Origin of the sequence: Mycobacterium lepromatosis (assembly GCF_000975265.2) — a bacterium.
Classification (GTDB): domain Bacteria; phylum Actinomycetota; class Actinomycetes; order Mycobacteriales; family Mycobacteriaceae; genus Mycobacterium; species Mycobacterium lepromatosis.
In genome coordinates, this window is sequence record NZ_CP083405.1 from 2352870 (window position 1) to 2366444 (window position 13575).

A 13575-nucleotide genomic window follows, 5' to 3' on the forward strand; every position below is an offset into this window, starting at 1 on the left:
GACGTCAGCTCGTCACCAAGACGATGACACCCGGCGGCTGGTTGGTTATTGCGGCGATTCGCGGCTCGACAGGGGCCCCTAATTTCTGACCCACTGCGTCCGCAGTGGCGTACTCTCCCTCAGCATCTGAATAGTACACCGTGGTGGCTGAGACGTCAGATACCACCAGATTGTCGACCTCTGTGACTTTGAAACCGGCGATGGTGAGCTGGTCGCGAGTGCGGGCGGCGATACCCTCTTTCGAAGAGATATTGTACACACGGACCTCCGCCTGGTTAGCCGCAGAAGTGCTGCTTGTCGAAGTGGTCGCCGTGATGGTGGCGGTATTGATCATGCTCGACATCGGCGACGCCGAGTAATCATCGGAGTTTCCGGATGAACCTAGAGCCTGCCACCCGAGTAGCAGGAAAATGATGCCGAGAAACAACAGCACCATCACCATCGCCCGCAGAGGAAGACCCGACGATTCGGGGACACGCTTATTCACCGAGCCCACTGTATCCAGGAATGGGTCAAGAACTGCAAAACCACAGGGCTATCAAGTCACCTCGAAGCCGAAGCGACGCGCCGCGCGCGCCTTTTGACGGCTAGCCCGCAATCGTCGTAGCCTCTTCACCAACATAGGGTCAGCAGCAAGCGCCTCGGGGCGATCGACCAAAGCATTGAGCACCTGATAGTAGCGCGTAGCTGACATTGAGAACAACTCTTTGATGGCTTCTTCTTTGACACCAGCAAATTTCCACCACTGACGTTCGAACGCCAGGATGTCATGCTCGCGCCGGGTGAGCCCATCGACGATCTCAACGTCGTCCCCCGCTCGATTTGCCCGCGCCATGGCGCCGTCCATATCGTTTCCCCTGGAACCTTCCCGCGGATTCTCAAATTGCTTGATGACTTGTTGACCCACATAAAGGCATGCCTAGGGATATAATTTAATCATGCCGGCAAGCATTAGCACGTAACCCGGCCCCGCGAGTCGGCCAACCTGCTTGGAATGCTCGAACGGATCGTCCGCCCCTGCCGCCATACGACTGCCATGGTCGCCAGGCTTAAGCTAGCCGACCATGGCAGTCGCACCCATTCGCATTGTGGGAGATCCAGTCTTACGCACACCGACAGCACCGGTGCATGTCGCCGCTGACGGTTCACTACCAGCCGACCTGAGCGGATTGATCTCCACAATGTATGATACGATGGACGCCGCCCACGGGGTCGGCCTGGCAGCTAACCAGATCGGGTACGGACTACGGGTATTCGTCTACGACTGCGCCGAGGACTGTGGACAGACCGCCCGCCGGCGCGGTGTGGTCATCAACCCGATCTTGGAAACCTCCGAGATACCTGAAACAATGCCCGACCCGGATACCGACGACGAGGGTTGTTTATCGGTTCCGGGCGAGTCATTTCCGACCGGGCGCGCAAAGTGGGCACGTGTCACTGGCCTCGACGCCGATGGCAACCCGGTCACTGCCGAAGGCACCGGCCTGTTCGCGCGGATGCTGCAACACGAAACCGGGCACCTGGACGGTTTTCTGTACCTAGACTGCCTCATTGGCCGACACGCTCGCAGCGCGAAGCGGGCCATCAAATCACACCACTGGGGCGTTCCCGGATTGTCATGGATGCCGGGCAAGGTGCCCGACCCATTCAGTCCTTAGTGGTCTCGTGACCGAAACCCGGAACCCGGGTATCATTCTGGCTGTTTCGGTCCCACCGCTGAACCGACGCCGTAGGACACTTTCTGGCGGTCGATCCGGTGGTACGGGTACGGATCCAAGACAGATGACGCGGTTGCCAAATGCGCACTGGCTGAGGCGGTGGGCACGGAGAGCACTGACCGACTCGCTGGTACACACCACAGAGATCCGATCCGGGGGCTTGAGCACACAGCGGCAGCGAGCTGGCTCGACCTCGAACAAACTTGGCTCGACGGCTGGCTGCTACGGACCGGAGATGGAGCTTCATGCGACTCCAATTCAGCAATGCCACTGAGCATTTTATACGGCTGCGATTCCAACAATTCTCAAATGGCACCACACCCGGATGCTGACACCACGGCTGGCTATTCCTGATCGCTCGCTACCAGTGCCCGTCGGCTTGACCAACCAACGCGCCAAGCGGGTATTGGTGCGCTACCTGTCTACCCGGGCAGCAAACCCTACAATCACTTTGTCGCCTCGCTCGGACGACGCCTGGCTGCGACTGTACCAACAGCAAGTACCCGTCGACGTGCTCACCGCAGTCATCCACTGCGAGCTGGTGTTCGGCACCGCGCGTACAACGATGCTCGACACACCAGACGGCACGCGGTATGTGGGCCTTTCAGCACTGTGTGTCACAGACGATCCGAGTGTTGCCAGCCCGGGGGCGGCTGTGCGAAAAGCTGTTGGCCTGGTGCGTGCAACACGCTATTAACTGGATGTTGACGAAGGCGCGACTGTTACCGTCAGCTGCGGCCTGCACGCGTCTTCGGGTGTCCGGACTCCCACCATCGCAGTCGCCACTTCACCGCACAACCCTAACGTCCATACATAATATCTAGCCATGTCCGACGGCACCCTGCATCTGGCCAGCTGAAACGTAAATTCGGTTCGCACTCGGTCTGGATCACGTCGTCGACTAGCTTATGTGCACCGACGTCGACGTGATGGCCATGCGGAAGACAAATTGCTCCGATAGCCAGTTACCCCCACCCGGCCGCTGTACGAATTCGGCTACTAAGGCGCCCACGTCGGCCGCAACCAGTGGAATAGCCATCGCGATAGCCTCCCGCATCGGCCTCGATGGACTTACAGATCGGTTTCGACGGCGCCAACCCCGCTGAAGTGGTTAAGCTAGAAGCGACCGCTATCACAAAAGCTGGCGCTGTGGGCACCACCTGAGGCGGCGTGAATAGTGTGGAGTCTGTATGTGTCTACGACCACACGCTAGACAACCCCCGCCATACCATACAAGCTGGACCGAGTTGTCACGTCACCATTAATACATAATACAAACGAAGACTGGCTACGATTCTGCCGCGCAGATCGCACTGGTCAGCGATTAGGATATCGCTCCGACCGACGAAGACGTCTGAAGCACCGAATTCTTTACCGATTGCACCCAATGTCTCCGAGTCGGAACGCAAAGCGTTAAATGCCATGGTCAATACCCGAGTAATTAATCGACGTGGTATGGCCCTTCACTCCAGTATCCGGCGTCTACAGCTACTGGGACTACACCCAGCTGCGGTTCCCCAAGAAGCGGGGTACACGTATCGACTTCATCGTTCCTCGCCAACATTAGCCAACGGGGTGACTGACGTGCAGATCGTCCGTAAGGAGGGCAAGAGCAAGGTGCCCAGTGACCACGCACCGGTTCTCGTCGATCTAAAGCACTGAACTGACGTGCGTGCACCGCGGTTCGCCGGACGCAGGGTTGACCACGCAGCAAAGTAGCCACCAGAAATTGTATCCAGCTGCTCGTTGTCTGCGCGTTTGCAACATGGCGGGCTTTCGATTGTCAGATGCGGATAACAATTTGCGTTGTTGGTGTTACCCTTACGTTCAACAGGAATACAACCGTTGCTATGGGAGTTTGCAACGAGAGCAGCTGAGAACAGGGAGTGATCATGAGCGTCGTCGGCGGGGCAGTCCGCGACGTGGGTAGAGGTCTAAGTAAAACGGTAAACCGTGCGGTCATAGCAACCACAGCAGCCGCGGGCGCGGTGGGTGGCGCCGCGGTTAATAGCATTGTCGGCGGTGTGAAGGGAGCCGCGGAGGGTGTTAAACGTGAAATCAGGACAGGCAGTCACTCGGCGCCAGCAGGCGCGTTGGTCTTGGGCGCGCTTGGTGTTGCCGGATTGGTCGAGTGGCCGACGCTGTTGGCTGTCGGCAGTGGTGCGTTGTTGTTGCGCAAATTGAGCCAAAAACCGAACCCGACTGCATCGCCGGCAAAAGATAAACTCAAGCCAGTGCCCACCGAGCCGATGCCACATAAAACTACCAGCAAGCCGGGTGCCAAGAAAACGACTGGCCGCCGCGCGGCCACCACTGCACTGCAGAGCACCAATTGATCGGTACCTTCAACTAACACTGAGTAACCGTTGAGCATTGGCTCATCGATAGGATAGTCTTTGCCGGTGCGCGCTGTCGCAGCCGGGGCTTACAGGTAAGCACCGCGCTTGCCAATGCCTCGCCGACGACTGCGACAGGGGTCGCCGGTGCGCTGGTGAAGACCACACTCTATCAGGCGAGATACTTGTGGAGCTCTTTTGGTGCTGCAAGAACTGTACCTGGGTCAAATTACGCGGCCTTAAACGACACTGGCAACGATGAGATGAACCTCGGCTGGGTCGTGATTAAGCCAACCCAGTGTCACGTCGGCCAGCTTGAAACTATCCGCTGTCGCGTATCCTCGTCCGCATCGGCGATCCCGCCATTTCACTGCACGCCCTGTGCCGTGCGGTCAATAACGCCGAAAAGCACAGCCGCCGAAGCGAAGACGCAAGAAATCCGCCAGCGCGTCCGGCGAGCCTGCCGAGCGACAGCTTGGTATCGGCTGCCAGGGCCTTGACTATGGGCTCCACTACGGCCGAGTTAAGTGTCACACTCACCGGCCAAGCGCTGCACTGGCCAGGATTGCTACTGGGTATCTTACGTGAACGTAGTCACCGTGGACTATCAACCCCGGATATGCCGGTTGTTTGGCAACGGAAACCGTCACATTGTTATGGGCATCCTAGACGACAGATGCAGCTAATACATACAGACGCTGGAGGTCTCCCGCAGCGCGAGCCTGGCTTCGCTATGAACCCGAACTTGCCCGTCATGCCAATCAACCGACCATTTCACCCGCTGGCATGTCCTGGGTCGTTACCTCGGGGTTCACTCGAACGCATTGCCAATCGGTTCGCAAGTCATCCAAGCCTTTGTCGCCGGGCTGATTAACGCCGCTACCGACAAGGTCGAGTTGGCCGACACAGCGGCGTTGGTGGCCACACCCAAAGCCTGCCTAGATATCACCGTAAGACGTTCACCGCCACGCTGGGGCAGGGGCTTAGCCTGCCAGCACTCGGCACTGTTCCTGCTGTCGAAGGGGTCTAGATCAGCTGGACCAAGTTTAGGCGATCGTCATCGAGGCAGTGGGTGTTATGCACCGATTCGTTGCGAGTGACGCAGGTCTGCGGTGTCGACGATGAACTGTCCACTGTCTGGAACGTGCCCAGATCACGCTGGCCTAACAACAGGCTCCGTCCGTCATCCGGCGCTAGCACCGGGTGCCCGGAGTATCAGCCAGATTCGAAAGTGTAGGCGATGTTCTACCCCGCCCTCCAGCCGTTGGACACTGCGGTGATCGTCGAAGCGCGGCGTGCGGAGGCAGAGCTAATCTCCGCCGACGTCGACGCGCTGGGAAAGATGCGCGCAGCGTTCCACGACATCCGACCTCTCAATGCTGAAATAGACAGCTCCACCGACTAAGCCCTCGCCAACGCGGTAGTAACCCAGCAGCAAGCGGACCACACGGTGGCGGTGTTGTCCATAGCGGGCACCCAAGCGATGGCATCAGCCGACGTGACGTTAGGCGTTATGACCAACTCCCAGATTCGCACTCGCGACCCTGGTGTACCGACGTCATGCCGGCCAATCTAGCAGGCGTCTGGCGGCTGCTGCACGCGCCTACAGCAGCCAGCGCTGCAAGCCGGCGTGGAATCAAGATATCGACCAAAGCAACAACTTTGGTGTAGCATTTATGCAGCCGGCGGTTAGCAACCGTTGTCACCGGCGCGATGGCAGGTTTGTTGTCAGGGTAACTGCTAGCTCGCAAGGTCATAAGCGTAGCCACCAGCAGGCCGGCATGTTACTACGAGTAGTGTGATGTCGGTCGAGCAGATCCGCAAGATTGCTGCCGCTTAGTGCTCGCACTCTTGCGACCGCAAAGCGTGACGCGCAGTCGACCGAGCCACTTAGGCATGCGGTCTGAAAGTTCTTAAGAGCCGTCTGTGCAGAGTGGTTAGATCCACTAACTACTATTCTGGCATTCGGCTAAGCGACCAGTGCGATGCTAGGGTTCGCAGATAGATATATTTATGGCCGCAATCCGGACCAGAAACTCTAATTATCGCCGCTAGCCAGCGGTTGCGCGCCGAAAGCCGGCTCAACCGCTTGCCGGCTGCTCTAGATTCCGCCAGCTAGAAAAGCGTCCGGACTGGATCCTACGGGTCCAGCCAGTGCACACCGAAGTCATAGCCGAACAACTGTGTCCGGGCGACGTCATTGAGGTTCAGAACCACGAGGTGATATCCACCGATGTCCGAGCGATCCAGGAAATCGAGTTAGATGAATCGTCACTTACCGACGAGTCGTAGTCGATGACCAAACAGATCGAAGCCACTCCGAGCGCCAACCTGACCGAACGTCGCTGCATGTTGTTTCAACGGTACCACCGTGGTGGCGGGAACAGCTTGTTCGCGGCGGTGACCGCGATCGGGACCGACACCCAAGAGCGACGCGCCGCCGAACTCGTATCGAACGAACTGTCCGACACGTCGTCCTGCAATACCATCCGAGTCAGCTCACCAACCAGTGCGTCTCTCCGGTCATACTGACCGGAGAGACGCACTGGCCACCGGGCTCGGCTTGTTACATCACCAAGGCTTACGCCAAGCCGTGGCCAACGGCACCCACGTCACGGTGGCCACCATCCCGGAAGGGATGCCCCTGGTTAGGGCGTTGACACAGCAGACATCGGCGTGCCGGTTTACCAAATTCGGGGCTTTAGTCCGTGTCCTGAGTTCGGTGGAGACGCTTGGCCGTGTAGACGTCGTCTTTTTAGACAAAACCGAAACGCTCAAAGAGAACCCGGGTGCGGGTGGCGCAGACGCACCCAGCGCCCGGACGCGCACGCAAGGAGGTACTGCGCTGTGCGGCCCACGCCGCGCCGGCATCGAACGGCGCCCCGCAGATCCATGCCACCTACGTGGCCCTAGTTGAGGCCGCTGCGATCGTAAGCACAGAACCCGCCGTCACCTTCCGTTCCGGTAGGTCGTTCTCCGCGTCGGTATCTGGCACCGAACTCATCGTCAAGGGTGCACCGGAAGTAGTGTTGCCCTCCTGCACGGACGTGGCATCGAGCTCGCCACACAACATCGAGCACACGGTCGCCGAGCTGGCCGCCGGCGGCTTGCGAGTGATCGCAGTGATACGGCGTCAGCTGATCCTGCAGCAAGCCCAATGAATCCGGGACGACCCGCTGACATTGCCGGTTTCTATAGCGACGGTTTTTCCTTAGTGGGGTTGCTCGAGCTATCCGATACCCCGCGCGACATCGGCCAGGCTACTTGCGGATCTGCATGAACACGAGCTAGATGTGTGGCTGATCACCGGCGATCATCCAATAACCGCGACGGCCATCGCTTCAGAATTCGTCATGGCGGTGAACACTGACCAGATCATCAACAGTGCCGAGTGGGACGCCTTGTCGCGCAAGAACAAAGAGCTTGCTGGGACCGAGCCAGTCACCTTCACCTGGATGACACCAGAGCACAAGGTACAGATCGTACAGACGCTAAAACGCAAAGAGCGGGTGTGCGCGATGGTCGACGACGGCTCCAACACCGCCGTCGGTATCAGTGCTGTGGGGCAGGTGGCAATGCCGGCGAGGTAGCAGCCGCCATCATTGGCAGCGCGATTACCGAGATCTCGCCATTGAACACCCGGCAGTTGCTGCTGGTGAACATGCTGACCGACGCACTGCCCGCTGCTGCCCTCGCCAGTCAACAAGCCCAACGACCCAGCAGGCGCCGACACCCGCGGCATGAACCATGGCCAGCTTCACCGGACTGCCGTGCCAGGCATCCACGGTGGCGCTGGTCGCAACTGACAGCTGCCCATTTGGGTGCAAACGCTGCTGTAATCACATACCGGGGGGCTAGTTATACTGACCACCACCCTGGGATCGCTTGCGAAGATGGGGACGTTGATCAGCGTTACGCCAATCAGCCCGCTACTCAGTTGCATTCCGCTGGGTTGGGACGCCAGGTTGCCGGGAACAGCTGTTGCCGCAACGGTTGCCCTGGCTGTTCTAAACAGTGTGCTGCTGGATCCGGACAAATCATCTCCCGCGCGATCCGCGCCCAATCTGTCTCGCACAATCTTCATCACTCCGACGCACTACAGCAGCGCATAGAGTTACAGCAACAGCACATTTAGCACACGAGCCACCGACGAAACTACTGGGTCGACCAAGCCATCCGTCGACGACTATGTGAGACGTTAACCGCACGATCAGGAGAGCGGGCAACCCTTCGTTACTGAAAAGCAAATTATGGCGGAAAACAAGTCTCGCCACGCGATATCCCCAGCGTGAAACCGTAAAAATCTGCGGAAAAGCGAAACCTTCGTCGTGAACCTCCCGCTGCTGGGCCATAGCGAGATTCAATGGCCCGGGCAACTGGCCTAGCCACGCTTATCGCATTGTAACTCGTCAACTAGCCAATCGCCCTTGGTCATCGCTATCGGCCACCTGTTAGCGAGCAACCACCACAACCAGATTCTCGAAGAACTCGGCGAAGCAAATGGAAGAGCTCTAGTCAGCCCCGTACCGTCTCGCCTGAGCAAACCAGTCTGCGACGAAACGTGAAGGCGCGTCGCTGCCGCTTAACAACAAGCCACCAGGTGATAGTGACGTCGTTAGTTCGTTGAGAATCGGACCCTCCCGACTGCCACGTCTCGTAGACACATTACCGTTGTAAAGCAAGCGAATTCTCCTGGTATACCCGCCGCTCGCGGCACACCGGTGGGCAAAGCCACGTTAGTGAAGCGTCCTTGCGGTTATCCTCCGGCAAGTGGGAATGACATTGCGATGAGTTCCACATCGTATCGGGGCACCACACCGGAGCGCACCGCACTCGACGATGACGTCCCAGGCAACCCAGCAGCCGTATCGCCAGCGTCTAGTACAGTGGAAACGGTAGCCTCAAATGCCTTGACATTGATAATTAATATATAGCCCTCGGTGGCCCGCCAAGCGGACGGCACCGACATCTATCCGATCGCACCTGCGCTTAGAAAAACACGAACACATCACCGCAGACCTGCGCGTACTCCAGCGCCCACAAAGCCAATATCCTAGGCTACAATAAACCCGGCGCCCATCGAGAATATGTTTTTGGTACCGGGAGCGGTTGTATATACCGCCAAGATGCTATCTTGGGACTATGAAATCATCATCGAGTAAATTCGGCAACCCTTGCCATAGCGACTACTTAGGCAGCAATTCCCAGATGTCTTGTGGGAGCCTGGCCCGCGGTTTAGGCAACCACGGCGCTCTGAGCGGACACACCGCGTCAGGGTTGGTGTCTTGCTGTCGTGACACGAATGGCGTTAACCCCGGCGAAGCGGCTACGTAGTCGGCGCTATCGCGGTTGCGTCCTGAGCACACATCCCCATCGTAGACGAGATCGATGCTCGCAATCACCACGGTGTTCTGGCCGAAAAAGTTCGTCGCTATACAAGAATACCAGCTGGCACAATTGGTCGTTATCACTACTGGGGGTACCGTCATGGCGAACGCTGTAGCCGCTGTCGTCGCTTGGGGAGTCGTCACTTCGCCCGGCCGCCGGTTGTGGCCAGCCATTGCACATAGGGAATAACGGCAGCCACCATCGACCGACATCGACGACGCGTCCAAAACCACTGTGATTTTGGTGCAAACCCAACACCACCGCTTCATAGATCTCAGCCATGGACTGCAACTCAGCGGACAGCCCCTCCACAGATCACCGCGATGGTCCGCATTGCACCCGACCCCAGGCGGGCATACATGCAACTGGGGGTGCACCTCCGGCGACAAAGCCGCAAAATCCCATATCCTCTTTATGCCCATATTTATCAGTGTCCACGTGCACTACATAAGATCCGGTCGCGTGCGCCATGCGCACCATACTCAATTATATAATGCGAACTGCCACTAATAACTGCCCGTTATCCAACGCCCGCAACAAGGTAGAACCACCCAAAACATCACCAACCTAGGACCGCAATGATGCACAATGTACACATCGGCCCACCCGAAGGCACATTCGGCCGACGCGAACAACAACGACCGGGGCAGCGATGAAAGCCACTCTATTTAGGATTTAAGCAATCTCGCGCGGGAGACAAACAGTCTGCGACAGCCCGTTGGACCAGGCCCCAGCCATTGCCGAGTTTCGGAAGCCAGCAGACGCCTGGAACGAAGTCAAAGATCGCATTGACCGACGATGCAGCAAGCCACAAGCAAACAGGCGCTCGATGGTCTGATCAAGATGCTACGCGAGTACATTCAACACAGGTACTGGACGACAATCCACACCGCTGGCTGTTTTCCCGGTGAATGTGAGCATCCGCTACACTAGGCAACGTAATGACGGTTCAGCAGGAACAAGTCACTGTCAATCTCTCTCTTAGTTAAGAGAGAGATTCACCCGAAACGTCGCTGAAACAATGTTTGTTTGCCCAAGCCGCGTCACTTAACTGTAGTCCAACAAGATCACATTGCCAAAAAGCCAATTAACTCACACTTTGCGCTTCAGAAATCCGAATCCAGTTACACCGAAACTCGGTGTGTCAAACCTCACCTAGAGAGAGGCGCCGGGGACCGTGTTTGTCAAATCTGAACCGGGTTGTTGCGAAACCACGCACTGCACAGTGGAATAATTAGACTTGGCGAAGAAGAGTTAAAGTTTAAAGTCTCGGTGTCCACGTCAGCTCCAAAGGATACCGCTGATCTTGTTGTCACAAAAACACAACAACGCAGTAGCAGGGCCAGCACTGAAGGGTATTGCTTTTTTGGTTTTGGCTCCTCAGTGCAACAGATGTCCCTCCCGACCAACCCGCTCAAGAAGTCACGGTATGGTTGACCCTGACCTCTATAGTCACCGTGCATCAACTTCCTGCCGGTCCAGGCTGGTTGTCGATGTAGCTGTGTGGGTTGACATGGCGCGTAAGCTGACTTAGAAAAATGACATTTTATATTCAGCAATAGTGAGCTAGTCCACCCAAGCCAGCCGAGCAAAGTGTCGTAGAACGACGATGCAGTTCCTTTAGTCGTCCAACAACGCAAAATCGATGTGATTAACACCGCGCCAACGCGTTTTTCTCCCCAGGCTTGAATCTGCTATGCAACTATAGCCAGAATAAGGTAATCGGGGTGGAGGCTCGGTTTAGTTCGTCAGACTAATTTTTTGACGTTTACCCATGCCTGAACTCTACCACGTCGCCGTCGGCCATCACGTAGTCCTTGCCTTCCGTTCGGACCTTACCTGCCGCCTTTGCTGCCGACATTGACCCGGCGGCGATCAAGTCGTCATACGACACGATTTCAGCTTTGATGAAACGCTTCTCGAAGTCGGTGTGAATCACCCCGGCGGCCTTCGGTGCAGTATCGCCCTGATGGATGGTCCATGCCCGTGCCTCCTTCGGGCCCACCGTCAAAAAAGTCTGCAGCGCCAGCGTGTGGAAACCGGCGCGAGCCAGCGCGTCGAGCCCCCGCTCGGTCTGCCCGATCGACTCGAGCAGCTCGGTGGCCGACTCGTCATCCAGTTCAGCCAGTTCGGACTCGATGGCGGCGTCCAAGAACACCGCATCCGCGGGAGCGACGAGCTGGCGCAGCTCAGCCACCCATGCGGTGGAGGTCAGCACTGCCTCGTCGGCATTGAAAACGTACAGGAACGGTTTGCTGGTCAGCAGGTTCAGCTCCCGCATCACAGATCCGTCGAGACCAGCGGCAAATAACGTCGTCCCGACGTTTAACACCTGTTGTGCGTTGATTGCCGCGTCGTAAATGGGTTTGCGTTCCTTATTAGTGCAAGCTTCTTTCTCCAGCCGCGGCAGAGCCCGCTCAAGGGTGTCCAGGTCAGCCAAGATCAACTCAGTATCGATAACCTCGATATCGGACTGGGGATCCACGCGTCCTGTTACATGTGTGATGTCGTCGCCGGAGAACACCCGAACCACTTGGCAAATTGCATCGCATTCGCGGATATGGGCCAGAAACTTGTTACCGAGCCCGGCCCCCTCGGACGCACCCTTGACCAGGCCGGCAATGTCAACGAAAGTAACCGGGGCCGGCAGGATGCGCTCCGATCCGAACAACTCGGCCAGTTTGGCCAGCCGCGGATCAGGCAGAGAGACGACGCCCTCATTCGGTTCGATCGTTGCAAACGGATAGTTGGCAACCACTACGTTGCTCCGGGTCAACGCGTTGAACAATGTCGACTTGCCGACGTTGGGTAGACCCACGATTCCCAAACTCAGGCTCACAAGGAATAAAGTCTATAGCTCAGCTCGATAATGGTCGGCCCCGGCCGGGATGGAACGCCCGAATGAATGCATGGCACACCAGGGACCAACACTCAGAGTAATTTTCGGGCTTTTCGCCCCATTGTCGGTACGGTCAACATGTGTCGAAACAACAGGCTAGGTCAACGGTGGAGTCTACCTACCGCTCAATCCTCCCCAATATCCCAGGTGTGCCGTGGTGGGCAGCCATGCTTATCGCTATGGCCACGTCGGCGATCGGATATGCAATCGACGCAAGTAATACGAACCTGACCGCCGTCTTCACCAGTTTTTACATTACGGGGTGCGTGGCAGCAGTGCTGGCTGTGCGGCAGTCGGGACTGTTCACGGCAGTCATTCAACCGCCGCTGATACTATTCTGCACGGTACCCGCCGCCTACTGGCTATTCCACGACAGCAGGATCGACAGTCTCAAGGACTTCCTGGTCAACTGCGGCTATCCCCTTATTGAACGTTTCCCGCTTATGTTGGGTACCGCCGGCAGCGTGCTGCTGATCGGCCTAGTTAGGTGGCTCTTTGGGCTGATATGCCGGACAACCACATCATCAAACAGCGACGACTGCACGGCTAGCACCGTTGGCAGACCAAACTCTTTGAACAGCGGCATCACTGCGATACTGGACTCGATTCTCTGCATCTATTCCAACGACCAGGACGATCGGGCCAACCAGGACACCGCCGACGTGCAGCAAATGCATTCAGACCCTCCGCTGGGAACCCGGCAAACAGCCCGGAAAGATCGGTCCGCCCAGCGTCCCGCCCGAGCTCGCTCCAGACAGGCCCGACGTGCGATGGAAGACACAAGCGAGCCGTTGGTCGAGCCCCGGCGGCACTCAAGCCAACGTTGGTCGAAACAAGCCCGCGACTTTGACGCCCGCGAGCCACCTCGTCAGTCACGTCGCAAACCTACGCCGCAGAGTGATCCAGAGCTGCGTAGCCAGCCACCACGAGAAATCCGTCGAGACGCTTACGGGCGCCGTAGGAGCCCCTACGAATGGCCGGCCAAACAAAGCGGCCAGCTGGAGCCATACAGGAGGTACGAGCAGCCCAGGCCACCCAAGCACTTCACTGGGCACGAGCAGCTCTACGAACGCTACAAGTAGCCACACCTCCGGGACACACCACCCGGAGCAGGCGGTGTCAACCCAACCTCGCGGGTCCGCTACCACGGGTCAACCGCTCGAGACGAGCCTCTTGTGTCGACCGTCGGCGATCCCAGACACCCGGCCCGACCTATGGCTGAATCCTGGGAATT

The 13575-nt window shown here is 57.8% G+C and carries 15 protein-coding genes and 1 pseudogene; 11 read left to right on the forward strand and 5 right to left on the reverse strand.

What is annotated here, in order from left to right; all coding sequences use genetic code 11:
* Window positions 1-4 precede the first annotated feature (4 nt).
* Together MLPF_RS11325 and napA are read right to left on the reverse strand one after the other, a co-directional pair.
* Window positions 5-487 carry a LytR C-terminal domain-containing protein gene (locus MLPF_RS11325; RefSeq protein WP_156147206.1) on the reverse strand — a complete coding sequence of 161 codons (483 nt, stop codon included), beginning with the start codon at window positions 485-487 and terminating at the stop codon, window positions 5-7.
* A gap of 51 nt (window positions 488-538) precedes the next feature.
* A complete protein-coding gene (gene napA, locus MLPF_RS11330) occupies window positions 539-847 on the reverse strand; it encodes a nucleoid-associated protein NapA (protein WP_045843501.1) in 309 nt (102 codons plus the stop codon).
* 217 nt (window positions 848-1064) lie between these two features.
* Here napA and MLPF_RS11335 point away from each other — a divergent pair, with 217 nt between their 5' ends.
* The 10 genes and pseudogenes from MLPF_RS11335 (at window position 1065) to MLPF_RS11370 (ending at window position 7644) form a co-directional block, all read left to right on the forward strand.
* The gene (locus MLPF_RS11335) at window positions 1065-1658 is read left to right on the forward strand and encodes a peptide deformylase (RefSeq protein WP_045843502.1); all 594 of its coding nucleotides are present in this window, start codon (window positions 1065-1067) and stop codon (window positions 1656-1658) included.
* 159 nt (window positions 1659-1817) lie between these two features.
* Window positions 1818-2072, forward strand: a complete 255-nt coding sequence (locus tag MLPF_RS17760; protein ID WP_420329624.1) for a GNAT family N-acetyltransferase, cg3035/Rv0428c family — start codon at window positions 1818-1820, stop codon at window positions 2070-2072.
* Window positions 2011-2415: a GNAT family N-acetyltransferase, cg3035/Rv0428c family gene (locus tag MLPF_RS11340; RefSeq protein ID WP_420329625.1), complete on the forward strand. Its 405-nt coding sequence runs from the start codon at window positions 2011-2013 to the stop codon at window positions 2413-2415. The genes MLPF_RS17760 and MLPF_RS11340 overlap by 62 nt, the downstream gene beginning before the upstream one ends.
* A 162-nt stretch (window positions 2416-2577) precedes the next feature.
* A pseudogene (locus tag MLPF_RS17765) lies at window positions 2578-3380 on the forward strand (exodeoxyribonuclease III); the annotation flags it as partial.
* Window positions 3381-3610: 230 nt separating this feature from the next.
* Window positions 3611-4054 carry a hypothetical protein gene (locus MLPF_RS11350; protein ID WP_045843509.1) on the forward strand — a complete coding sequence of 148 codons (444 nt, stop codon included), beginning with the start codon at window positions 3611-3613 and terminating at the stop codon, window positions 4052-4054.
* Between the two features lie 1240 nt (window positions 4055-5294).
* On the forward strand, window positions 5295-5459 hold the full coding sequence (locus MLPF_RS11355; RefSeq protein ID WP_156147207.1) for a hypothetical protein: 165 nt from the start codon (window positions 5295-5297) through the stop codon (window positions 5457-5459).
* 815 nt (window positions 5460-6274) lie between these two features.
* Window positions 6275-6346 carry a hypothetical protein gene (locus tag MLPF_RS18225; RefSeq protein WP_486625069.1) on the forward strand — a complete coding sequence of 24 codons (72 nt, stop codon included), beginning with the start codon at window positions 6275-6277 and terminating at the stop codon, window positions 6344-6346.
* A gap of 3 nt (window positions 6347-6349) precedes the next feature.
* Complete coding sequence (locus MLPF_RS11360) at window positions 6350-6586, forward strand: hypothetical protein (RefSeq protein WP_050039258.1); 237 nt, start codon at window positions 6350-6352, stop codon at window positions 6584-6586.
* 257 nt (window positions 6587-6843) lie between these two features.
* Window positions 6844-7215 (forward strand): cation-transporting P-type ATPase, encoded by a 372-nt coding sequence (locus tag MLPF_RS11365; protein WP_050039259.1) that lies wholly within the window; start codon window positions 6844-6846, stop codon window positions 7213-7215.
* A gap of 132 nt (window positions 7216-7347) precedes the next feature.
* On the forward strand, window positions 7348-7644 hold the full coding sequence (locus MLPF_RS11370) for an HAD family hydrolase (protein WP_050039260.1): 297 nt from the start codon (window positions 7348-7350) through the stop codon (window positions 7642-7644).
* A gap of 1166 nt (window positions 7645-8810) precedes the next feature.
* Here MLPF_RS11370 and MLPF_RS11380 read toward each other — a convergent pair.
* The 3 genes from MLPF_RS11380 to ychF all read right to left on the reverse strand — a co-directional run bounded on the left by MLPF_RS11380 (window position 8811) and on the right by ychF (window position 12281).
* Window positions 8811-9023 (reverse strand): hypothetical protein, encoded by a 213-nt coding sequence (locus MLPF_RS11380; protein WP_045843503.1) that lies wholly within the window; start codon window positions 9021-9023, stop codon window positions 8811-8813.
* Window positions 9024-9240: 217 nt separating this feature from the next.
* Window positions 9241-9615, reverse strand: a complete 375-nt coding sequence (locus tag MLPF_RS11385) for a PPE domain-containing protein (protein WP_162196953.1) — start codon at window positions 9613-9615, stop codon at window positions 9241-9243.
* A 1595-nt stretch (window positions 9616-11210) separates the two neighbouring features.
* Entirely contained in the window at window positions 11211-12281 is a 1071-nt protein-coding gene (gene ychF, locus MLPF_RS11390) for a redox-regulated ATPase YchF (RefSeq protein ID WP_045843504.1), read from the reverse strand.
* A 140-nt stretch (window positions 12282-12421) separates the two neighbouring features.
* Here ychF and MLPF_RS11395 point away from each other — a divergent pair, with 140 nt between their 5' ends.
* Window positions 12422-13423 (forward strand): DUF6542 domain-containing protein, encoded by a 1002-nt coding sequence (locus MLPF_RS11395; RefSeq protein WP_237756012.1) that lies wholly within the window; start codon window positions 12422-12424, stop codon window positions 13421-13423.
* Window positions 13424-13575: the final 152 nt, after the last annotated feature.

Excerpts from the sequence above, each read along its gene's own strand:
- napA (WP_045843501.1), bottom strand. The coding sequence starts at position 847 with ATGGACGGCGCCATGGCGCGGGCAAATCGAGCGGGGGACGACGTTGAG.
- MLPF_RS11335 (WP_045843502.1), top strand. The coding sequence starts at position 1,065 with ATGGCAGTCGCACCCATTCGCATTGTGGGAGATCCAGTCTTACGCACA.
- MLPF_RS11350 (WP_045843509.1), top strand. The coding sequence starts at position 3,611 with ATGAGCGTCGTCGGCGGGGCAGTCCGCGACGTGGGTAGAGGTCTAAGT.
- MLPF_RS11355 (WP_156147207.1), top strand. The coding sequence starts at position 5,295 with ATGTTCTACCCCGCCCTCCAGCCGTTGGACACTGCGGTGATCGTCGAA.
- MLPF_RS11360 (WP_050039258.1), top strand. The coding sequence starts at position 6,350 with ATGACCAAACAGATCGAAGCCACTCCGAGCGCCAACCTGACCGAACGT.
- MLPF_RS11380 (WP_045843503.1), bottom strand. The coding sequence starts at position 9,023 with ATGTCGGTGCCGTCCGCTTGGCGGGCCACCGAGGGCTATATATTAATT.
- MLPF_RS11385 (WP_162196953.1), bottom strand. The coding sequence starts at position 9,615 with ATGGCTGGCCACAACCGGCGGCCGGGCGAAGTGACGACTCCCCAAGCG.